17 protein-coding genes are annotated in these 22,084 nt (G+C 69.6%); 4 read left to right on the top strand and 13 right to left on the bottom strand.

Going from position 1 to position 22,084, the window contains the following annotated elements; all coding sequences use genetic code 11:
- Window positions 1-447 precede the first annotated feature (447 nt).
- The 4 genes from HSX14_RS17080 to HSX14_RS17065 form a co-directional block, all read right to left on the bottom strand.
- Complete coding sequence (locus HSX14_RS17080) at window positions 448-1,878, bottom strand: efflux transporter outer membrane subunit (RefSeq protein WP_173178049.1); 1,431 nt, start codon at window positions 1,876-1,878, stop codon at window positions 448-450.
- Window positions 1,875-3,851: a MacB family efflux pump subunit gene (locus HSX14_RS17075; RefSeq protein ID WP_173178050.1), complete on the bottom strand. Its 1,977-nt coding sequence runs from the start codon at window positions 3,849-3,851 to the stop codon at window positions 1,875-1,877. Before HSX14_RS17075 ends, HSX14_RS17080 begins: the two co-directional genes overlap by 4 nt.
- Complete coding sequence (locus HSX14_RS17070) at window positions 3,848-4,990, bottom strand: efflux RND transporter periplasmic adaptor subunit (protein ID WP_173178051.1); 1,143 nt, start codon at window positions 4,988-4,990, stop codon at window positions 3,848-3,850. The genes HSX14_RS17075 and HSX14_RS17070 overlap by 4 nt, the downstream gene beginning before the upstream one ends.
- A gap of 123 nt (window positions 4,991-5,113) precedes the next feature.
- The gene (locus tag HSX14_RS17065; protein ID WP_228723452.1) at window positions 5,114-6,145 is read right to left on the bottom strand and encodes a FecR family protein; all 1,032 of its coding nucleotides are present in this window, start codon (window positions 6,143-6,145) and stop codon (window positions 5,114-5,116) included.
- Window positions 6,146-6,330: 185 nt separating this feature from the next.
- Between HSX14_RS17065 and HSX14_RS17060 the strand changes: the two genes are divergently transcribed.
- The 3 genes from HSX14_RS17060 to pvdQ all read left to right on the top strand — a co-directional run bounded on the left by HSX14_RS17060 (window position 6,331) and on the right by pvdQ (window position 10,593).
- Window positions 6,331-6,816: a sigma-70 family RNA polymerase sigma factor gene (locus tag HSX14_RS17060; protein ID WP_173178052.1), complete on the top strand. Its 486-nt coding sequence runs from the start codon at window positions 6,331-6,333 to the stop codon at window positions 6,814-6,816.
- 122 nt (window positions 6,817-6,938) lie between these two features.
- Window positions 6,939-8,273, top strand: a complete 1,335-nt coding sequence (locus tag HSX14_RS17055) for a lysine N(6)-hydroxylase/L-ornithine N(5)-oxygenase family protein (protein ID WP_173178053.1) — start codon at window positions 6,939-6,941, stop codon at window positions 8,271-8,273.
- Between the two features lie 58 nt (window positions 8,274-8,331).
- Window positions 8,332-10,593 (top strand): bifunctional acylase PvdQ, encoded by a 2,262-nt coding sequence (gene pvdQ, locus HSX14_RS17050; protein ID WP_173178054.1) that lies wholly within the window; start codon window positions 8,332-8,334, stop codon window positions 10,591-10,593.
- A gap of 132 nt (window positions 10,594-10,725) precedes the next feature.
- On the opposite strand, the gene HSX14_RS17045 is transcribed toward pvdQ, so the two are convergent.
- The 3 genes from HSX14_RS17045 to HSX14_RS17035 form a co-directional block, all read right to left on the bottom strand.
- Window positions 10,726-11,298 (bottom strand): hypothetical protein, encoded by a 573-nt coding sequence (locus tag HSX14_RS17045; protein ID WP_173178055.1) that lies wholly within the window; start codon window positions 11,296-11,298, stop codon window positions 10,726-10,728.
- Between the two features lie 192 nt (window positions 11,299-11,490).
- The gene (locus HSX14_RS17040) at window positions 11,491-11,967 is read right to left on the bottom strand and encodes a MarR family winged helix-turn-helix transcriptional regulator (protein WP_173178056.1); all 477 of its coding nucleotides are present in this window, start codon (window positions 11,965-11,967) and stop codon (window positions 11,491-11,493) included.
- Between the two features lie 160 nt (window positions 11,968-12,127).
- Window positions 12,128-13,471, bottom strand: a complete 1,344-nt coding sequence (locus HSX14_RS17035) for a spinster family MFS transporter (RefSeq protein ID WP_173178057.1) — start codon at window positions 13,469-13,471, stop codon at window positions 12,128-12,130.
- A gap of 254 nt (window positions 13,472-13,725) precedes the next feature.
- Between HSX14_RS17035 and HSX14_RS17030 the strand changes: the two genes are divergently transcribed.
- Window positions 13,726-14,778, top strand: a complete 1,053-nt coding sequence (locus tag HSX14_RS17030; RefSeq protein WP_228723451.1) for an AraC family transcriptional regulator — start codon at window positions 13,726-13,728, stop codon at window positions 14,776-14,778.
- Window positions 14,779-14,950: 172 nt separating this feature from the next.
- Here the strand turns inward: HSX14_RS17030 and HSX14_RS17025 are convergent, their stop codons facing one another.
- From HSX14_RS17025 to HSX14_RS17000, 6 genes are read right to left on the bottom strand one after another with little or no spacing between them, the layout of a single operon-like run.
- The gene (locus HSX14_RS17025; protein ID WP_173178058.1) at window positions 14,951-16,507 is read right to left on the bottom strand and encodes a methyl-accepting chemotaxis protein; all 1,557 of its coding nucleotides are present in this window, start codon (window positions 16,505-16,507) and stop codon (window positions 14,951-14,953) included.
- Between the two features lie 2 nt (window positions 16,508-16,509).
- On the bottom strand, window positions 16,510-17,274 hold the full coding sequence (locus HSX14_RS17020; RefSeq protein ID WP_173178059.1) for a class II aldolase/adducin family protein: 765 nt from the start codon (window positions 17,272-17,274) through the stop codon (window positions 16,510-16,512).
- A 14-nt stretch (window positions 17,275-17,288) separates the two neighbouring features.
- Window positions 17,289-18,269: a ketopantoate reductase family protein gene (locus tag HSX14_RS17015; RefSeq protein WP_173178060.1), complete on the bottom strand. Its 981-nt coding sequence runs from the start codon at window positions 18,267-18,269 to the stop codon at window positions 17,289-17,291.
- Between the two features lie 49 nt (window positions 18,270-18,318).
- A complete protein-coding gene (locus HSX14_RS17010) occupies window positions 18,319-19,104 on the bottom strand; it encodes an ABC transporter ATP-binding protein (protein WP_373874714.1) in 786 nt (261 codons plus the stop codon).
- 5 nt (window positions 19,105-19,109) lie between these two features.
- Window positions 19,110-20,912, bottom strand: coding sequence for a branched-chain amino acid ABC transporter ATP-binding protein/permease (locus tag HSX14_RS17005; RefSeq protein WP_173178062.1), 1,803 nt, complete (start codon window positions 20,910-20,912; stop codon window positions 19,110-19,112).
- Entirely contained in the window at window positions 20,909-21,946 is a 1,038-nt protein-coding gene (locus tag HSX14_RS17000) for a branched-chain amino acid ABC transporter permease (protein WP_173178063.1), read from the bottom strand. Before HSX14_RS17000 ends, HSX14_RS17005 begins: the two co-directional genes overlap by 4 nt.
- Window positions 21,947-22,084 lie beyond the last annotated feature (138 nt).

Below are 22,084 nucleotides of genomic sequence, written 5' to 3'. Positions count from 1 at the left end.
CGCGGCTCTCGCGACATCCATGTCGCTCAACCCCTGAAACGACGATTACGCTCGGCCTCCTGAAGGGGCGTTTGGCCGCCGCCCGAACCTCTTCGCCAAATCTTCATCGATGTGCGCATCACGCTCGGTGCGTAACGGCTTCCGTAGGGTGGCGTAGAGCGAAGCGAAACCCACGCGGTGGCCGGGACAGGAAGTCATGAATACCCGGAAAGCACAGCGCTTGAGGCTTCGCATCAAATTCACAACAGCTAATGCAGACAGACGAATGAATTCGCCCCTACGGGCAGGGCGTACCCCGGTGCGTAGGGTGGAGGTCGCTTTCTACCTCCACCGGGCGGTGTCGGGCGTGGCACGGCGTTTTGCATGAGGCCCCGAATCGATGGGTTTCGCGGAGCTCTACCCATCCTGCGAATGCTTCGCGGCGGTGCGTATCGGGAAGCCCGGGCTTCAGCCCGGGGTGCGGTCGGCTTGCAGGCGGGTGTCTGGCGTCCAGCCGCCGCCCAGGGCCTTGTACAGGCCAACGGCGGCTTGCAGGCGGGCGAGGTGCAGTTGCACGGCGTCGTCTTCGGCCTGGTAGAGGCTGCGCTGGGTCTCCAGCACGGTGAGCAGGGTCTCGGCGCCGGCGCGGTAGCGGTTTTCCGCCAGTTCGAAGGCACGCTGGGCCTGGGCGAGTTCCTCGGCTTGCCACTGGCGCTGGCGGTCGAGGCCGTCGATGGCCAGCAGGGCGCGCTCCACGTCGCCGAAGGCCGCGACTATGGCGGCGCGGTAGATGGCCAGCAGCTCCTCTTCGCGGGCCTGGCGCTGGCGATGGCCGGCGTCGAGGCGGCCGGCGTTGAAGATGGGCGCGGCGAGGCCGGCGGCGACGCCGTAGTAAGGGTTGCGCAGGATGTCGGAGAACTGCTCGGAGCCGGTGCCGAGGCTGGCGCTCAGGGTCAGGCTCGGCAGCATCGCGGCGCGGGCGACGCGCACGTCGGCGTCGGCGGCGGCCAGGCGTGCTTCGGCGGCGGCGATGTCGGGGCGACGGCCGAGCAGTTCGCTGGGCACGCCGGCGCCGATGCCGGGCCACTGGATGCCGGCCAGTTTCCCGCCCTTCAGGGCCAGTGCCTGCACCGGTTGGCCGAGCAGCGTGGCCAGGGCGACACGGGCTTCGCCGCCCTGTTGGCGCAGGCGTTCCAGGGCGCGTTCGCGGCCGGCCACCAGGCTGCGCTGCTGGGCCAGTTCCAGGCGCGTGGCGGCGCCGGCGGCCTGGCGTGCTTCCACCAGTTGCAGCACCTGGCGGGCGTTGTCGAGGTTGCCTTCGGCGATACGCAGCTGTTCGCCCAGGGCCAGCACCTGCAGGTAGCTGCTGGCGACGCCGGCGAGCAGGGTCAGCTCCAGGGTCGCCTGGTCGAAGCGGCTGGCCTCCAGGCTGTGCAGGGCGCTGTCGCGGGCGGCGCGCCTGCCGCCCCAGAAATCCAGCTCGTAGCTGGCGCTGAGGCCGGCGGCATAGGTGTCGAAACGCGGCCTGTCGCGCTCGGCATCCAGGGCGCTGAAGCCTTCGTCACCCAGCAGTTGCTGGTAGCTGCCGCTCAGCTCGGCCTTCACTTCGGGCAGCAGCGGGGCGCCGGCGATCACGGCGGCGGCGCTGGCCTGGCGTATCCGTGCGCGGCCGGCAGCGAGGTCGAAGCTGCCCTGGCGGGCCTGCTGGATCAACCGGCTGAGTTCAGGGCTGCCGAAGGCGTGCCACCAGTCGGCGCTGATCTGCGCGGCGCCCTGGCGGGCAGGGGACTGCCAGTGGGGAGGCGGCGTGATCGCCGCCGTCGGTGTGGTATCGGCGCCGGTGCAGGCGCCGAGCGCCAGGCACAGGGGCAGCAGGGTGCGGGGGGCGAGTGCGGTCATGGGCTGGTCAGTGCGGTTACCGGGTCGAGCCGCGCGGCCTTGCGTGCCGGCATGAAGCCGAAGGCGACGCCGGTGGCCAGGGCGCAGGCGAAGGCGCCGAGCATGGCGGTGAGGGAGAAGGCGATGGCGACATCGGCCAGCAACAGGGCGCCGCCCACCAGCAGGGCGATGGCGATGCCGGTGATGCCGCCGGTGACCGAGAGCAGCGTGGCTTCGGTGAGGAACTGGCGGAGGATGTCGCGCTGGCGGGCGCCGGTGGCCATGCGGATGCCGATTTCACGGGTCCGCTCGCGCACCGTCATGAGCATGATGTTCATGACGCCGATGCCGCCCACCAGCAGGGAGATGGCGGCGATGGCGCCGAGCATCAGCGACAGGCTGTTGCGCGTGCTGGCCTCGGCCTGGATCAGTGCGGCGTTGTTGGTCAGCTCGAAGTCGCGGATGCCGCGGTGCAGGCGCAGCAGCAGGCGGTCGATGGCGGCCTCGGCCTGTTGCACGCGGCTGGTGTCGGCGGCGGCGACCACGACGAAGTCCGGCTCGGGCTTGCCGAACAGGCGGATGCTGGCGGTGGAGTAGGGCACGACGATCTGCGAGTCGGCGTCCTCGTCGCCGGAGCTGGCGCCCTTGGCCGCCAGGGTGCCGATCACCTGGAAGGGCACGTTCTCGATGAGGATGTGCTGGCCGATGGGGTCGCGTCCGGCGAACAGCTTGTCGCGTACCTTCTGGCCGATCACCGCCACGGTAGCGGCGCTGTCCTCGTCGGCCTGGTCGAAGAAGGCGCCTTCGGCGACGGGCCAGTTGAGGATGCTGGGGAAGTCGACGCCGTTGCCGCGGGTGTAGGCCTGGAAGTCGAGGTTGCCGCGGCGCACCAGGGTGTCGCCGCCGGTGACCGGCATGATCCGCTCGACCTGGGGCAGCCCGGACAGCGCGGCGATGTCGGCGAGGCTGACCACGCCTTCGGGCACGCGCGGGTTCGGCGAGTAGCCGGAGAGGTAGATGATGTTGGAGCCGAAGGCGCCCATCTGCGCCATGACCTGGCGCTTGCTGCCTTCGCCGATGGCCAGCATGACCACCACCGAGGCGACGCCGATGACGATGCCGAGCAGGGTCAGGGCGGTGCGGAAGCGGTTCACCCACATCACCCGCCAGGCGGCGCGCAGGGCTTCGAGCAGTTCGCCCCGCCAGGCGCCGGGGGGCAGTTCGCGGCGCTCTTCGAGGCGTTCGCGCAGGCGGCTGGCCGGCAGTGCACCGGCGTTGGCGCCGGGCGTCCGGGCGTCGGCGCTGTCACTGAGGACATGGCCGTCGCGCACTTCGATGATGCGCTGGGCGCGGGCGGCGACTTCGCGGTCGTGGGTGATGAGGATCACCGCGTGGCCCTGGGCGGACAGCTCCTCGAGCAGCTTCATCACCTCGATGCCGCTCTGGCTGTCGAGGGCGCCGGTGGGTTCGTCGGCGAGGATCACGTGGCCGCCGTTCATCAGCGCGCGGGCGATGGAGACGCGTTGCTGCTGCCCGCCGGAGAGCTGGTGCGGGCGGTTGCCGGCGCGGCTCTCCAGGCCCAGGCGGCGCAGCAGTTCGGCGGCGCGGGCGCTGCGCTCGGGTGCGGGGGTGCCGGCATAGATGGCCGGCATCTCGACGTTCTCGCGGGCCGAGGCGGAGGGGATCAGGTGGTAGCCCTGGAAGACGAAGCCGAAGGCCTCGCGGCGCAGCCAGGCCAGCTCGTCGCCGTCCAGCGCGGCGACGTCGCGGCCGGCGAAGCGGTAGGTGCCGGAGCTGGGGCGGTCGAGGCAGCCGAGGATGTTCATCAGGGTCGACTTGCCGGAGCCGGAGGCGCCGACTATGGCGACGAATTCGCCGGCCTCGATGCGCAGGGAGATGCCGCGCAGCACCTCGACTTCCGGCGCGCCGTCGCCGCCGTAGCGCTTGCGCACGTCGATCAGTTCCAGCAGGGCGGGTTCGTGCAGGGCCTTCATCGGGCGTCGCCGGGTTCGCCGATCAGCAGGCGTTCGCCCTCGCTGAGCCCGGACAGCACCTGGACCTGCATGCGGTCGCGCACGCCGGTGCGCACCTGGCGCTCCTCGATGGCGCCCCGGGCGCCGACCACCCGCACCCTGTCGTCGTCCAGCAGCGCGGCGATGGGCACGGCCAGGGCGTTCTCGACGCGCTCGGAGACGAAGTGGACCTGGGCGGTCATCTCGGTCATCAGGGCGTTGTCCTGGTTGTCCACGTCCAGCAGCACGGTGTAGAGCACCACGCGGCCGCCGCTGCCGGTGGGGCTGCCGCCGCCCTGGCTGAGCTGGTCGAGCGGGCGCGGCGGCAACGGCAGCACCTGGCGCACGCGGGCTTCCCAGCGCCGGCCTTCGCCGCTGAGGGTGGTGAACCAGGCGGGCATGCCGGGCCGCACGCGGCCGATGTCGGCTTCCGAGACCTGGGCCCAGACGGTCATCGGCGAGAGCTTGGCGATACGCAGGATCAGGGGTGTCTGCTGCTGGGCGTTGAGGGTCTGGCCGACGCGGGCGTCGACCGCTACCACGGTGCCGGAGATGGGGGCGTAGATGCGCGTGTAGCCGAGCTCGGCCTCGTCGCTGCGCAGGGTCGCCTGGGCCTGGCGGATCTGTGCCTCGATCATGGCGATGCGCGCCCGGGTGGTGCGCACCTGGGCGTGGGCGACCTGCAGGTCTTCCTCGCGGGTGGCGCCGCTGGCGGCGAGTCTCTGCTGGCGGGCGTATTGCTGGCGGGCCAGCGCGTGCTGGGCCTGCTGTTCTTCGCGCTGCGCCGCGAGGGTGTCGATGGAGGAGCGCCCGGCATCGACCCGCGCCTGCTGGGTGGAGGGGTCGATCTCCACCAGCAGCTGGCCTTCCTCGACGCTGTCGCCGGGTTCCACGTGCAGCTTGCGGATCTGCCCGGAGGCCTGGGCGCCGACATCGACGTAGCGGCGTGGCTGCAGGGTGCCGAGGGCGCTGACGCTGCTTTCGATGGTGCCGACGGCGACGGTCACGGTGTCGCCTTCATGGACGGCGTCGGGCATGGCCTTCCAGGCGGCGAGCGCGAGGAGGGGGACGAGCAGCAGCGGGGCGAGGATCAGGCGGCGTGGAAGTCGTGGGGCGCTCATGGGATGTCCGGCTCTGGAGGGGCCCTGGCCGGCACACTGCGACGGCGAAGGGGCGCTGCCAGATGAACGATCAGGGCGCGGGGAAATTTACCGGGTGGGGCGTTCCGGGCGTGGCGCCCGGCTTCACAGGCGCATCTTGCGGTTGCTGATCAGAGTGCTGCCATCGGCCTGCTGGGCGAGGCTGACGGGCAGGACCTGGGGCAGGGCGCTGACCAGGCTGCGGATGTCGCGGGTGCTGTAGATGCCGCCGATGCGCTGGTCGGCACTGGCCTGGTCGCCCAGTACCAGCGGGGCGTCGAGGTAGCGGTTGATCAGCGGCACGGCCTCGGCGAGGGTCAGGTCGTCGAGGATCAGCTTGCCGTCGCGCCAGGCCAGGGCCTTCTGCGTGTCCACGGCGCCGACCGCCGGCTTCATGTCGCCCGGGCTGAAGCTGGCCTGCATGCCGGGGCTGAGGTTGCTGTCGTTGCCGCGCTGTTCGCTGCGCACCTTGACCGAGCCCTCGGTGACGGTGACCACGACGTTGTCCTGGTACTTCCAGACGTTGAAGCGGGTGCCGGTGACGGTGATCGAGCCCTGGCCGGCATGCACCACGAACGGGTGGGCGCTGTCGTGGCTGACGTGGAAGTAGGCTTCGCCGCTGTCGAGGCTGACGCGGCGCTGGTCGATGAAGTTGGCGTAGCTCAGGCGCGTGGCGAGGTTCAGTTCCACGTCGCTGCCGTCGGGCAGGGTGATGCGGCGGATGCTGTTCTCGGCTTCGAAGCGCTGGTAGCTGTCGGGCAGCCAGCCGGCGATCCAGCCGCTGTAGCCGGCGAGCGGCAGGGCGACCAGGGCCAGCACCAGGGCGCGCGCATGGCGACGCAGGAGGCCGCGCGGGCGCTGGCGGGGCGGCAACTGGGCGAGGCTCGGCGGCGGTTTGGGAAGCTGGCGGGGTACGTGCAGGCGGGGGGACGACTGGGTCGGCGGCAGGTGTTCGCTGAGCTCCCAGATCTCCAGCATCTCGGCGTATTCGAGGGCGTGGGCCGGGTCCGCTTCGATCCAGGCCTGGAACTGGGCACGCTCCTCGTCCGTGCAATCCTCTGCGTGCAGGCGCATGCACCAGTGGGCGGCGACTTCGACCAGCGAGTCGCCTTGGGGTTTGGAGGAGGCGTTGTTCATCAGGATTACCGGTTCTGCCTGAATTCGAGTGGTTGCTTCACACGTTGACGCGGCGCACTGAGACATGAATCTTGATGAGAATTATTATAAATTTAATAATTTCAGACTGCCAGCATCACCCTGTGGGTGAGGTTTGATCCAGCTCAAGTGTAAGCGCCGCTTGCGGTCGGCGCCGGGGGAGCGAATTGGAAATCTACTATCGGGAGCTGGTGCGTTTCCTCAGCGCCAGGCTCGGGGATCGGCAGGCGGCCGCGGATGTGGCGCATGACGCGTATTTGCGGGTGATGGAGCGCGCGAGTCAAGAGCGGATCGAATCCCCACGGGCGTTTCTCTACCGAACGGCGCTGAACCTGGTGGTCGACGAACACCGCCGCAACGCCGTGCGGCGCAACGAGCCGCTGGAGGTGCTGGACGAGGAGGAGGAGTCGCGACACCGCTCGCCTTCGCCCTTGCGCTCGCTGGCCCAGGGGCAGCGGCTGGGGCTGCTGCAGCGCGCCCTCGACGAGTTGCCGGCGTTGTGCCGCGACGCCTTCCTGCTGCGCAGGCTGGAGGGCCTTTCCCATGACGAGATCGCCGCGCGCCTGGGAATCTCCCGGTCTCAGGTGGAGAAGCACATCGTCAACGCCATGAAGCACTGCCGCCTGCGCATGCGCGAGTGGGAGTGCGCCTGACGCCGGCCGACACGCCGGCTAAATTTCATTTCCCTGTCCTCGTTCCTAGTCAACAGGCGGCCAGTGGGGCCGTCATCGAATGACTGCCGCCCTCGCCGGGGCGCCTCCAGAGGACACTGGACATGACTCAGCCCCTGAACACCGCCCTCCACGACCTGATCGGCATCGGTTTCGGCCCCTCCAACCTGGCCCTGGCCATCGCCCTGCAGGAGCGCGCCCGCCACCAGGGTGCGCTGGATGCGCTGTTCCTCGACAAGCAGGCCGACTACCGCTGGCACGGCAACACCCTGGTGACCCAGAGCGAGCTGCAGATTTCCTTCCTCAAGGACCTGGTGTCCCTGCGCAACCCCACCAGCCCCTATTCCTTCGTCAACTACCTGCACCAGCACGGCCGCCTGGTGGACTTCATCAACCTCGGCACCTTCTACCCGTGCCGCATGGAGTTCAACGACTACCTGCGCTGGGTGGCCGGGCAGTTCCAGGAGCAGAGCCGCTACGGCGAGGAGGTGCTGGCCATCGAGCCGGTGCTGGAGGGCCAGCGCGTCGAGGCGCTGCGGGTGATCTCCCGCGATGCCGGCGGCGAGACCCATGTCCGCGCCACGCGTGCGGTGGTGGTCAGCGCCGGGGGGACCGCGCGCATTCCCCAGGCCTTCCGCCATCTCAAGGACGATGCCCGGGTCTTCCACCACTCGCAGTACCTGGAGCGCATCGCCAGGCAACCCTGCGTCGGCGGCAAGCCCATGCGCATCGCCATCATCGGCGGTGGGCAGAGCGCGGCCGAGGCCTTCATCGACCTCAACGACAGCTATCCCTCGGTGCAGGTGGACATGATCCTGCGCGGCTCGGCGCTCAAGCCGGCGGACGACAGCCCCTTCGTCAACGAAGTGTTCTCCCCCGAGTTCACCGACCTGATCTTCAACCAGACCGGTGCCGAGCGTGAGCGCTTCATCCGCGAGTACCACAACACCAACTACTCGGTGGTGGACATCGACCTGATCGAGCGCATCTACGGCATCTTCTACCGCCAGAAGGTCTCCGGCATCCGCCGCCACGCCTTCCACATCCTCAGCACCGTGGAGCGCGCCAATGCCGGCGCCGACGGCATCGAGCTGGTGCTGCGCAACAACGCCAGCGGCGAGCAGAGCGTGCAGCGCTACGACGCCGTGGTGCTCGCCACCGGCTACGAGCGCCAGGCCCATCGCCACCTGCTGGAGCCCCTGGCGCAGTGGATGGGCGACTTCGAAGTGGGCCGCGACTACCGCATCCGCACCGACGAGCGTTGCCAGGCGGCCGTCTACATGCAGGGCTTCTGCCAGGCCAGCCACGGGCTCAGCGACACCCTGCTGTCGGTGCTGCCGATCCGCGCCGACGAGATCGCCGCCTCGCTCTACGCCCACATCGAGCCGGGCGCCCGTGTCGAGCGCGGCCTCCAGCAGGCCCTCGCCACCGCCAGCTGACCGCTTCGCCCGCGCCGGCCCCGCCGGCGCGGTTCCCCATCCCTTGCGAGTACTTCCGATGCCCATGCGCAGCCTTGCCGCCGGTGTCGCAGCGTTGTTGCTGTGCCCGGCCTTTTCCGTTCTGGCCGCTGCTCCGGCCGCCACGCCGCGAGACACCCTCATCCGCTGGACCGCCCACGGCGTCCCGCACATCCAGGCGGCGGACGAACGCGGCCTCGGCTATGGCATCGGCTACGCCTATGCCCGCGACAACGCCTGCCTGCTGGCCGAGGAGATCGTCACCGCCCGGGGCGAGCGCTCCCGCTGGTTCGGCGAGCAGGGCCAGTCTTCCGCCCACCTCGACAACCTGCCGTCCGACTTCTTCTTCGCCTGGCTCAACCAGCCGGCCTCGGTCGCCGCCTTCCGCCAGGCGCAGAGTCGCGAAGTGGCCCAGCTGCTGGACGGCTACGCCGCCGGCTTCAACCACTACCTGCAGGAAGCCGACGCGCGCACCACCCATTGCCTGGGCGAGGGCTGGCTGCGCCCCATCGATGCCGACGACCTGCTGCGCCTGACCCGGCGCCTGCTGGTGGAAGGTGGCGCCGGGCAGTTCGCCGAGGCGCTGATCGGTGCCGCCCCGCCCGGTGTGCGCCAGGCGCGGCTGGACGCCGGCTACACCGCCGCACGCACCGAGGGTTTCCGCCTGGAGCGCGGCAGCAATGCCGTGGCCGTGGGCGGCAAGCGCAGTGCCAACGGACGCGGCATGCTGCTGGCCAACCCGCACTTCCCCTGGAGCGGCGCGCTGCGCTTCTGGCAGCTGCACCTGACCATTCCCGGCAAGCTCGACGTGATGGGGGCGGCGTTGCCCGGCCTGCCGGTGGTCAACATCGGCTTCGGCCGGCAGCTGGCCTGGACCCACACCGTCGACACCTCCGCGCACTTCACCCTCTACCGCCTGGAACTCGACCCCGGCGACCCGACCCGTTACCGCGTCGACGGCCGCACCGAGACGCTGAACAGGACCCGCCTGCAGGTGCAGGTGCGCAATGCCGACGGCACCCTCTCGGTGCGCAGCCACGACCTCTACGAATCGCGCTTCGGCCCGTTGCTCGTCTGGCCAGGCAAGCTGGAGTGGACCGCCGGCGAAGCCTGGGCGCTGAAGGACGCCAACCTCGGCAACACCCGCGTGCTGCAGCAGTGGTACGCGATCAACCAGGCGCGTGACGTCGACGCCCTGCGCGCCGCGGTGACGAAGATCCAGGGCATCCCCTGGGTCAACACCCTGGCCGCCGACGCCAGCGGCAAGGCGCTGTACATGAACCAGTCCGTAGTGCCGCACCTGCTGACCGGGCAACTGGCCGAATGCGTGATCCCGCAGCTGGCCGCCGAAGGCCTGCCTGCCTTGCAGGGCAACCGCAGCGACTGCGAATGGACCCCCGATGCCGGCGCCGCCCAGCCCGGCATCACCCCGGCGGCGCAGTTGCCGGTGCTGCAGCGCGAGGACTTCGTGCAGAACTCCAACGACAGCGCCTGGCTGAGCAACCCCGCCAGCCCGCTCACCGGCTATTCGCCGCTGGTCAGCCGTGAAGGCCGCGAGCTGTCGCCGCGTGCGCGCTTCGCCCTGGGCCGCCTGCAGGGCGACGCACCGCTCGGCGCCGATGTCCTCCAGGCGCTGGTCACCGACAACGAAGTGGGGCTGGCCACCGGCCTGCTGCCCGAACTGCTGGCGTTATGCAAGACCGAGGCGGGCAATGCCGGGCTGGCCGCACCCTGCAAGGCGCTGGCGGCCTGGGATGGCAAGGCCAACCTCGAAAGCGGCATCGGCTTCCTGCATTTCCAGCACTTCATGCAGGCCTTCGCCGGGATCGGGAATGGCTGGCGCGAGCCCTTCGATCCGCAGCGCCCGACCGTCACCCCGCGCGGGCTGAACCCGGCGGCGCGAGGCGAGGTGATCCAGGCGTTGGTCACGGCGGGCGAGGAAGTGGCCAGGGCCGGTATCCCCGAACAGGCCCGCTGGGGCGACATCCAGCGCGCGGGCGCCATCGGCATCCCCGGTGGTGATGGGCATTTCGGCGTCTACAACGCCATGCAGAGCGAGTTGCAGGGCGACCACCTGGAAGTGGTCAGCGGCACCAGCTACCTGCAGCTGGTGACCTTCGACGGCGAAGGGCCCCAGGCGCGCGGGCTGCTGGCCTTTTCCCAATCCAGCGAAGCCGGCTCGCCGCACCACAGCGACCAGACCGAACTCTTCGCCCGACAGCAATGGCAGAAGCTGCCCTTCACCAACGCCGAGATCGAGGCCGATCCGGAGCTGGAACGCAAGGTGCTGCGGGTGAAGTGAGCGGTGCTCCCTGCAACGCCGTGATTGGCAGGGCGTAGGGTGGAGGTCGCTTTTTACCTCCACCGGCGGAGTTGCCGGGAGGCGCGGGAGGTGGACCGCTGAAGCGCGATCCACCCTGGGGTTTGGAGTGGCTTAGCCCCAGTAGAACCCGGTGGTGTCGGGGAAGGCCGAGGTCAGGCCGGCGCCACCGGCGCCTTTCTTCTGGCCCTTGATGCGCAGGCCATTGGCGCGACCGACGACGTAGTCGCCATTCTCCACCGTCATGTCCGACAGCGGCCGCTTGAAGTCCGCCGGGGCGACCCAGGCTCTGCCACTGGCCGCGTTCACCTTGGCCGAGCCGTTGTAGGTGTGCGCCGAGGTGCCGCTGGTGAGCGCGCGCTCGATGGTCTTGATCAGTTCGGCCTTGGTGCCCGTGCCGGGGAACATCGACTTGCTGTTGTACGACTGGGTGCCGATCTTGAAGGTGGCGACGTGGGGATAGGGGCAGAGGATGCGCTCGGACAGCGTCTTGCCCGCCCAGCCTGCCAGCTCGCCCTGTTTCGCCTGGGGCACGGCGAGGATGGTGTACTCGGTGATTTTGCTCTTGATGTCGTGGGTCGCATGCCCGCCTGCGCCGTCGTTGGGCTCGGACAGATTGTTGGTGTGCTTGCCTGATTTGAAGATGTGGCAGATCACGTCCTGGTCGAGGGTGTAGCGCTTTTTCATCGGAGTCCGGTTCCTTGCTGCGATTGATCGGATGCGCAGCAAGGTTAGCAACGGATCGGTGATTGGAAAGGCGTCCGGATGAAAGGCCGACGTGTCTGGGATGCGGTTCGCAGGGCAATCGCCTGCACGGATTCACGACCCGGCGCTGGAGGCGCCCGGTGCGCCGGCCGGAGCGGGAAGGGCGCGCGGGTCTCAATCCTCCGGCAGGTTGTTGAAGATCTTCTCCAGCGTGCCGTTGAGCTTGGTGATCTGCGCTTCGCTGAGGCCCTTGAAGCTGTTGGTGAAGATGTGCGCGGTGGTGACCTGGATCTGTTCGGCGGTGCGGCGGCCGGCCTCGGTGATGGACACCTGGGTGACGCGGCCGTCGTTGCTGCAGGGGTTGGTGTCCACCAGGCCGTCGGCCTTCATGCGGTAGACGATCTTGGTGACGGTGGAGAGCTTGGCGATGGCGTGCTCGGAGATTTCCGAGATGCTCGACTCGCCGTTCTCCTTGAGGATGAACAGGATGCGCCAGCGCGGGATGTCCATGTCGATCTTCTTCAGCGCCTTCTCCATGGCCATGGAGTAGCGGCCATGCACCCGTGCCAGCCAGTAGAAGGGGAAGTCTTCCTTGCGGAAGTTGTCGCTGGCGGGGTTGTAGCGGCTCTGGCGTTTTTTCGGGGTGGTCATGGTGACTGCGTGCTGCTGCGGGTGGGTGGGGGTGATTTATAGGGGGTTGCACGCGGGCTGTCGACAGGCGCTCGCCATTGCCTTGATGCAGGTCAGGTTCGGCGGGGCGTTGGCGGCGGGCTCGCGGCGGGCTGCGCCGCCGCGAGGGAGAGGTGGGGCGTCAGGCGATCCCTTCGCGCGCGAGGCTGCGGCGGAAGTGCCCGCAGCCCTTGCCCAGCAGGGCCAGGGTCAGCACCACGGCAGCCAGGTTGAGCAGGGAGACCGAGTGGCCGACCAGCGCCGGCGACTGGAACAGGCGGTCGGTGAGCAGCGCCACCAGGGTGGTGCCCAGGCCCAGGCCGATGAGGTTGGAGATGAGCAGGAACAGCGCCGAGACCTGGGCGCGCATCTGGTTGGGCGGGAGGATCTGCATGGCCGCGGTGGAGGCGGGCATGGGGAAGGAGGCGAAGAACATCGCCGGCACCAGCAGCGCGAGCGACAGCCACAGCTCGCCCACCTGGGTGAAGGCCACCGCGGGCACCGCCATGCCGATGGCGCCGATCACACCGGCGCGTATCGGCGCGTCGGCATGGCCGCGCCTGGCCAGCCAGTCGATCAGCCAGCCGCCGCAGAGCACGCCGCCGGTGTTGGCCAGCAGCACGATCAGCCCGAGGATGTAGCCGGCCTGGCTCGGCGCCAGGCCGAAGTTGCGCATGTAGAAGGCCGGGGTCCAGCTGAGCATGCAGAACAGCGTCATGGCGTAGAAGGAGAAGCCCAGGTAGTGGCAGGTGAAGGTCTGCCGGTGGTGGCCGAGGAAGGCGAAGGCCTGGCCCAGGCTGGGCTTGTGCACCTGGCCGTTGGCATCGAGCTTGAGGCCCTTGCGCGCCGGGTCGCGCACGGTGGTGGCGATCAGCAGGGCGACCAGCAGCCCCGGCAGGCCGACCAGGAAGAAGGTCACCTGCCACGGGCGCATGCTGCCCAGCAGCGGCACGGTCACGCTGTCGAGGTTCTTCAGCAGGTCGATCACGTAGCCGCCGATGAGGAAGGCCACGCCACCGCCGATGAAGGAGCCGATGGAGTAGATGGCCACGGCGCGGCCGAGCTTCTCGCGCGGGAACATGTCGCTGAGCATCGAATAGGTGGCCGGCGACAGCGCTGCCTCGCCGATGCCGACGCCGATGCGCGCGAGGAACATCTGGGTGAAGTTCCTGCTCAGCCCGCAGACGGCGGTGGCGAGGCTCCAGAAGGCGACGCCGATGGCGATGATCCGGGGCCGCGAGAAGCGGTCGGCGAGCAGCGCGATGGGCATGCCCATGAAGGCGTAGAACAGCGAGAAGGCCAGCCCGTGGAGCAGGCTGAACTGGGTGTCGGAGAGCTGCAGGTCGTGTTTGATCGGCTCGATCATCAGCGCGAGGATCTGCCGGTCAACGAAGGAGAAGATGTAGGCCACCATGCAGATGGCGACGACGTACCACTCGTAGACGTAACGCTTGCGGGTGGTGTCGGTGGGTGTCTGGCTGGTCATTCGGTTCGGCCCCTCGAGGCGGTGGTGATGAGGTCTGCGGCAGCGTCGAATGGGTGGGGGTAGATCGGTGACGCCTGCGTTACCGATGCGCCTCGCCCGGGTGCGCCCTTTCTTGTTTTCATGCATCGCCAAGTCGCGGAACCCGTCGTCGCGGAGCCCCGTCCCGTCTTTTTATGCGCTTGTTCCCCCGGCCTCTATGCCCCAGGCGCAGCCGCTGTTCCGGCTGCGCAGATTTGCTTTGCGTGGCGTGGAAATTGCTTTCCATTTCCACCATTTCGCGGCGCCTGCAGTGGGCGCGCCGCAGCGACAGCGGGGCCACCAGCATGCTCGACGACGCATCCCTTCTCCAGCGACACCGCCTGTTGAACCCGACCGCCGGGATCGGCGAGATCCGTGACAAGGTCAGCCACTACCTGTGGCCGCACCGGATGCACATGCAGCGCAGCGAGGCTCCGAATTCGGCGCTCTACGGCGTGTTCTTCGGCAGCTCCGCGCTGTTCGACCTGCACTACGGCGCACGGGTGGAGATCGATGCCGGCGACATCGCCAGCTACTACCTGGTGCGCGTCACCCTGCAGGGCTCCGGCACCCTCACCCTGGGCCGCCAGAGCGCGGCGATGCAGCGTGGCAGCCTGACCGTCTCCTCGCCCTCCGAGCGCAGCCTGATCCGCATCGACGAGGACTGCCGCAACCTCATCCTGCGGGTCGAGCGCGATGCCCTGGAGCGCCAGCTGCAGCGCTTGCTGGAGCGGCCGCTGAAGCAGCCGCTGCTGTTCGATATCCAGGTGGCGCCGGGGCACCCGGGTATGGCGGCGGTGCGCGAGACGCTGGACTACATCTGCCGCCTGCACCAGGGGCCGATGGCCGCGGACCTGGCTCCGACCCTGGGCAGCGGCCTCTCGGACTACCTGCTTTCGGTGCTGCTGACGCAGTTGCCGCACAACTACTCCGCGGCCCTCTGCGAGGACCGTCGCCAGCCGATGCCGGTGCACGTGCGCCGGGCCCGCGACTACATCGAGGAACACCTGGACGAACCCATCGCCCTGGCCACCCTGGCCGAGCTCTCCGGCGTCTCCATCCGCACCTTGCAGAACGGCTTCGCCCACTTCCTCCAGCAGTCGCCCACCGACTACGTGCGCAGCCGGCGGCTGGCGCGGGTGCACGAGGCCTTGCAGCGGGCGGGTGCCGGCGACAGCGTCACCGACATCCTCCTGCGCCACGGCGTCAGCAGCTTCGGCCACTTCGCCACCCACTACCGCCGCCAGTACGGCTGCCTGCCTTCGGAGACCCTGCGCAGCGGCCGGTGAGCACACCCTGCATCCGTGCCAAGAGCTGGCCTCGTGCCGCAGGGCGGGCCGTGCGCACCGCCGCTCGGTGCTTCCGGCGAGGCACAGGTGCGCGCAGCACACCCTAGGGGCGAAACGCGGGATGGCTGCATGGCTTTCGCTCCCTTGAAGGGGCAGGAGCAACAGGCACGACTCAGCCGTCGAGAAAGCGCTGGGCCAGGTCCAGCTGGGAGTTGGCCAACTGGTGCAGCTCCTGGCCGATCTGGCTGTTGCGCTGGGCCTGGCCGGCGCTGCATTCGGCCAGCCCGGCGATCTGCGCGATCTGCCGGTTGACCTCCTCGGCGACCTGGCCCTGTTGCTCGATGGCGGCGGCCATCTGCAGGCTCATGCCGCTGATCTGCCCGACTTCCCCGCAGATGCGGTGCAGCGCCTGGCGCACCTGCTCCACGTCCTGAGCGGACTGCTGCGCCGCCAGCTCGCCGCGGCGCGCGGTGGCCAGGGCCTCGGCGCTGCCGTCGCGCAAGCGCTGGATGGAGTGCTGGATCTGCCCCGTGGAGTCGCGGGTGCGCGAGGCGAGGGTGCGTACTTCGTCGGCGACCACGGCGAAGCCGCGTCCGGATTCCCCGGCCCGCGCCGCCTCGATCGCCGCGTTCAGCGCCAGCAGGTTGGTCTGCTCGGCGATGCTCTGGATCACCGTGGCGATGCCGCTGATGGACTCGATGGACTCCGCCAGCCGGCCCACGGCGAGGTCGATGTCCGCCACCGACGCGCGCATGCCCTGCATCGAGGCCTGGCTCTGCTCGGCCAGGCGCTCGCCGTCGTGGGCCAGCTGGTCGACCTGGGTGGTGGCCTGGGCGGCCTCCTGCAGGTTGCGTGACAGCGCCTGGATGGTGGCGCTCATCTCGTGGATGGCCGCCGCCGACTGCTCGGCTTCCTGCAGCTGGCGGTCGAGCTGCTCGGCGCCGCTGGCCACCAGTTGCGCGGATTCCTCGCTGCGGGCGCGGAGGATCTCGCCGTTGATGCTGATCCGCGCCATCACCGTGCGCATGCGCAGCTTCTGGCTGTTGAGCGCCATCTCGAACAGGCCGCTGCCGCTGGATGCACTGCGGTAGATCGGCGCCAGCAGCGCGTCGCTGTACACCTGGGCGTGGCCGCCGAGGGCGCGCTGCAGGTCGCGGCGCTGGGCCGCCTGCCGTTGCCAGGCGGCGCCGAGCAGCAGCGCCAGGGCCAGGCCGCCCAGTGCCGGCGCGACATGCCCGCCGAGGGTGGCGCCCCCAAGCAGCAGGGCCAGCGCGAGGCCAAGGCCCTGGCCGGCGAGCCACTGCTGCACGCGGCCGGCCAGCGGCAGCGGGGCGCGGCCCTGGCGCAGGCGCGCATAGAGTGCCTCGGCGCGGCGGCTCTGGGCGGCGTCGATGGGGTGGTAGACGGTGCCCAGGGCCACCAGCTCGCCGCCATCGAACAGCGGCACCACGTAGAGCTGGCTCCAGAAGCTCGCGCCGTCCCGCGTGCGGCCCATCAGCGGGCCGCTCCAGGGGGTGCCGGCGCGCAGGGTGCGCCACATGCGCTCGATCACCCGCGCCGGCATCTGCGGGTGGTTGATCAGCTCGAAGCTCTGGTTCAGCAGCTCGTCGCGGCGGTAGCCGGAGAGCGCCAGGTAGGCGTCGTTGCAGGCCAGCAGGCGGCCGTCCGGGGCGAGCCGCGAGATGGGCGGCTCGACGAAGGCGGGCAGGGTGGCGAGTGAGGCGCCCATGCTCACCAGCCCGCGCCGCGTTCGGCTTGCATCTTGCGCACCATGGCGTCGAAGAACTTCACCGCGAAGCCGCTCTCGCGGATCAGCATGGCGGTGAGGTCGGCGCACTTCTGGCTGACGGCCTCCGGCAGCGGGTTGTCCTCGCCGCCGAGGGCGCCGGCGGCGCACTGGATCTCCGCTGCGCGCTGCACCGTCCAGAGCAGGAAGAAGGCTTTGGCGATGCTGCTTTCGCCCACCGCGATGCCGTGGTTGCGCAGCACCAGGATGTGCTTGTCGCCGAGGCTCTCGATCATCCGCGCCTTCTCGTCGTCGAACAGGGTGATGCCCTCGAAGGGGTGGTAGCCGATGCGTCCGTACAGCTGCGCGCCATAGAAATCGTGGTGGCCGAAGCCGGCCTTCTTCTGCACCACGGCGGAGATGGGCGTGGTGTGGGTGTGGATCAGGCAGTGGATGTCGTCGCGGGCGCCGTGCACCGCGCTGTGCAGGGCGAAGCCGGCGGGGTTGGCGTCGTAGGGCGAGTCTTCCAGCTTGTGGCCGTCGAGGTCGACCTTGAGCAGGTTGGCCGGGGTCACCTCGCGGTAGTTGAGGCCGAAGGGGTTGACCAGGTAGTGGTGCGCGGGCCCCGGCAGGCGCGCGGAGATGTGGTTGAAGATGGTTTCCGTCCAGCCGAAGAAATCCACCAGGTGGTAGCAGTGCGCGAGCTGCACGCGCAGGGCCCATTCCTCGTCGCTGCAATGAGGGGGCTGGGTGATGGCGATGGCGTTCATGGAAGGCTCCTTGTTCAGTGGCTGGCGCTGCGGAAGCGCGCCAGGGCGATGAGGTGGCGGGTGATGGGCATGGGCAGGTCGAGCAGCTCGGCCAGTTCCAGCACGGCGTCGCCGATGGCGGCCAGCTCCAGCGGCCGGCCCTTGTCGTGGTCCTGCAGCATCGAGGTGCGTACCGCGCCCATGCCGGCGCCGAGTTCGAGGAAGGTCTGCGGGTCGATGTCGACCCGTGCGCCGTGGCCGGCGGCCACCAGCAACGCCTCGTTCAGCGTGGCGCGGGCCAGCTCGCGCAGGCCGGGCTGGCTGTAGAGCTGCTCCAGGGTGGCGCCGCTGACCACGGACAACGGGTTGGAGGTGAGGTTGGCGATGATCTTGGTCCACAGCGGGTCGCGGATGCGTTCGCTGGCGCGGGCTTCGATGCCGGCGTCGGCGATCACCGAGCGCAGGCGTTCCAGGCGGGGCGTCAGGCGGTTGTCCGGCTCGCCGACGATCATCAGGTGCGGGTTGCCGGACTCGGCCACGCCGGGCGCCGGGCACTGCGCGGTGATGAACACCACGCAGCCGATCAGCCGCGCCGGATCGAGGGCCGCCAGCAGCGCGCCGTCCGGGTCCACGGCCGCGACCCGACGCCCGGCGAAGCGCCCGGGCAGGCCGTGGAAGTACCACCAGGGCACGCCGTTGACCACCGGCACCACGCTCGTCTCGTCATCCAGCAGCGGCGCGATCCGTGGCAGCAGCGTGGCCAGCGCCGGGGCCTTGGTGCAGAGGAACACCAGGTCCTGGGGGCCCAGTTCGGCGGCATCGTCGCTGGCGTCGACGCGCACCAGGTGCGTGCCGTCGAGGTCGTGCAGGCGGATGCCGTCGCGGCGGATCGCGTCCAGGGTCTCGCCTCGGGCCAGCACGCTGACCCGCTGGCCGCTGGCGGCGAAACGGGCGGCGAGGGTGCAGCCGATGGCTCCGGCACCGGCGATGCAGATACGCAGGGTAGGTTGCTTCATGGGGTCGCTCCATCGAGTGGCCCGCCCGGGATCGCCGGGCGGGCACGGGTCAACCGGCAAGCATGTCCTGATGCTTGCTGGCGAGGCCGAGGTAGGCCTCGATCACGCGCGGGTCATCGGCCAGCTGGGCGGCGGGGCCCTGCATGGCGATGCGCCCGGTTTCCAGTACGTAGGCATAGTCCGCCACGCGCAGTGCCGCACGCGCGTTCTGCTCCACCAGCAGGATCGAGACCCCCTGCTGGCGCAGCGCGGTGATGATGCGGAAGATCTCGCGGGTGATCAGCGGCGCCAGGCCCAGGCTGGGTTCGTCGAGCATCAGCAGCTTGGGCTTGGCCATCAGCGCGCGGCCCACGGCGAGCATCTGCCGCTCGCCGCCGGAGAGGGTGGCGGCCAGTTGGTCGCGACGCTCCCACAGGCGCGGGAACAGCGCGTAGACCTCGGCCAGGGTGGCGGCGTGGCTGCGGTCGCCCCGGCGGTGACGCTGGAAGGCGCCCAGCAGCAGGTTGTCGGCCACGCTCATGCTGGTGAACAGCTCGCGCTTCTCCGGCACCAGGCCGAGGCCGCGGGAGACCAGGGTCTCCACCTCCGGCACCGCTTCCAGGCTGCCATCGAACTCGACCCGGCCACGGGAGCCGAGCACGCCCATGATGGCCGAGAGCAGGGTGGTCTTGCCGGCGCCGTTGGGGCCGATGACGGTGACGATCTGCCCCTGGCCGACCCGCAGGCTGGCGTTGGACAGGGCTTCCACCTTGCCGTAGGCGACGCACAGGTCGCTGACCTCCAGCACGGCGTCGGCCACCTGGTTTTGCACGCTCTTGAGGGGTTCGATCTGCATGTTCATCACTCTGCGCCTCCGAGATAGGCTTCCAGCACGGCGGGGTTCTTCTGCACCTCTTCCGGCAGGCCCTGGGCGATGCGCTGGCCGAATTCCATCACCACCACGCGGTCCACCAGGCCCATGACGAAGTCCATGTCGTGCTCCACCAGGAGGATGGCCATGCCTTCGCTGCGCAGGCGGCTGAGGAGCAGGCCGAGGGCCTCCTTCTCCTTGTGGCGCAGGCCGGCGGCGGGCTCGTCGAGCAGCAGCAGGCAAGGGTCGGCGCACAGCGCGCGGGCGATCTCGAGGATGCGCTGCTGGCCGAGGGCGAGGCTGCCGGCTTCCTCGTGCAGGTGCTCGCCCAGGCCGACGCGTTCCAGCTGGCGCCGTGCTTCGGCCAGCAGGTCGGCTTCCTCGGCGCGGTCCAGGCGCAGGGCCGAGGCCAGCACACCCTTGCCGCCGCGCAGGTGGGCGCCGATGGCGACGTTCTCCAGCACGCTCATGCCGGGCAGCAGTTTCACGTGCTGGAAGGTGCGGCTCATGCCCATGCCGGCGACACGGCGCGAGGCCAGGCCGTTGATGCGCCTGCCCATGAACAGCACGTCGCCGCTGCTGGGGGTGTCGACGCCGGAGAGCTGGTTGAACAGCGTGCTCTTGCCGGCGCCGTTGGGGCCGATCAGGGCGAGGATCTCGCCGGCGCGCACCTCCAGGCTCATGTCGTTGTTGGCCACCAGGCCGCCGAAGCGCCGGGTGACGTGGCGCGCTTCGAGGATCACCTCGCCGTGGGCCGGGCGCTGCCGTTGCGGCAGGTCGCGGGCCGGGGCTTCGGCGGCCGGCAGGCGCTGGCGGGGGCGCAGGCGGCTGGGCACCAGGCGCACCAGCAGCGGCCACAGGCCACCCGGTGCGCGCTGCATCAGCAGCACGATGAGCAGGCCGAAGACGATGGTCTCGTAGTTGCCGGTGCTGCCCAGCAGGTGCGGCAGCAGGTCCTGCAGCCATTGCTTGAGCAGGGTGAGGATGCCGCTGCCGAGCAGCGCGCCCCAGACGCTGCCGACGCCGCCGATCAGCGCCATGAACAGGTAGTCGATGCCCATGTTGAGGCCGAAGGGCGTGGGGTTCACGAAGCGCTGGGTGTGGGCGTAGAGCCAGCCGGACACTGCCGCGAACACCGCCGAGATGAGGAAGATCACCAGCTTGGAGCGGAAGGTGTCGACGCCCATGGATTCGGCCATCAGTTGGCCACCCTTGAGCGCGCGGATGGCGCGGCCCTCGCGGGAGTCCAGCAGGTTCTGGGTGATCAGCATGGCCAGCAGGAGGACCACCCAGATCAGGTAGAAGACCTTCTCGCCCTTGTCGAGCAGCACGCCGAACAGCGAGATCGACGGCAGCCCGCTGACGCCGGTGTGGCCGCCCAGGGATTCCACGGTGCCGAACAGGTAGTACAGCGACAGGCCCCAGGCGATGGTGCCCAGCGGCAGGTAGTGGCCGGAGAGCTTCAGCGTCAGCGCGCCGAGCAGCAGCGCCACCAGGGCCGTGATGGCCACGCCCACCAGCAGCGTCAGCCAGGGGGATGCGCTGGCCCAGGCGAGCCAGGCCGGCAACTGCTCGGCGGTGGTCAGGTAGGCGGTGGTGTAGGCGCCGAGGCCGACGAAGGCCGCCTGGCCGAAGCTGGTCATGCCGCCGACGCCGGTGAGCAGGACCAGGCCCAGTACTACCAGTGTGTAGAGGCCGATGTAGTTGAGCAGGGTGACGTAGAACGGCGGCAACGCCAGCGGCGCGATGCCGAGCAGGATGACGAGGCCGAGGATCAGGTAGCGGGGTTTCATTCCTCTTCCTCCACGTGACGACGGGTGAACGAGCGCCAGAGCAGGAAGGGGATGATCAGGGTGAAGACGATGATCTCCTTGTAGGTGCTGGCCCAGAACATCGAGAAGGCTTCGATCAGCCCCACCGAGAGCGCGCCCAGGGCGGCCACCGGGTAGCTCGCCAGGCCGCCGATGATGGCGCCGACGAAGCCCTTGAGGCTGATGATGAAACCGGAGTCGAAGTACAGCGTGGTGATGGGCGCGATGAGGATGCCCGACAGCGCGCCGATGAAGGTGGCGAGGAGGAAGGTGGCCTTGCCCGCCAGGCTCGGCGAGATGCCCATCAGCCGCGCGCCCATGCGGTTCACCGCCGTGGCGCGCAGGGCCTTGCCGTAGAGGCTGCGTTCGAAGAACAGGAACAGGCCGATGATCAGCCCCAGGGACACCGCGATCACCCACAGCGTCTGGCTGTTGAAGGTCACCGGGCCCAGCTCCAGGCCGGCTTCGGAGAAGGGCGCGGTGCGCGCGCCTTCCGGGCCGAACAGCAGCAGGGCGATGCCGACCATGGCCACGTGCACGGCGATGGAGACGATCAGCAGCACCAGGGAGCTGGCCGAGGCGATGGGCTGGAACACCAGGCGGTAGATCTGCGGGCCCAGGGGCACCACCAGGGCCAGGGTCAGCAGCGCCTGCACCGCCATGGGCAGCTCGGCCAGCGGCAGCAGGCGGATGGCCGCGACCATGGCCAGGGCGTAGGCGAGCTTGGCGAGGATGCGTTTGGGGAAGCGGAAGGCGTGGCTGGAGCGCGCGGCGTCGTACAGGTCCAGCGCGCAGTCGACCAGGGTCAGGCCCAGCAGCAGCCAGACCAGTGCGGTGGGGTGGCCGGCCTGCAGGGTGGCCATGGTCAGCGCGCCGTAGGTGACGAACTCGCCCTGGGGGATCAGCAGGATGCGCGTGACGGTGAAGACCAGCAGGATCGACAGGGCCAGCAGCGCGTAGATCGCGCCGTTGGTGATGCCGTCCTGGCCGAGCAGCATGGCTATCTGGAAATTCATGGTGGGAACTCTTGTTGCGGTATGGGGGGCGTAGGTGTGTGCGGCATGACCGGTGCGTAGGGTGGATGACGCTTTTTTCATCCACCTTTCGGCGTTGAGCCGGGCTCCGCCTGGTGGACAGAAAAGCGCTGTCCACCC

This window comes from Pseudomonas tohonis, from assembly GCF_012767755.2.
GTDB classification, from domain to species: Bacteria; Pseudomonadota; Gammaproteobacteria; order Pseudomonadales; family Pseudomonadaceae; genus Metapseudomonas; species Metapseudomonas tohonis.
The sequence above is the reverse complement of the archived record's forward strand: the minus strand, read 5'-3'. Positions and strand labels throughout refer to the sequence as shown.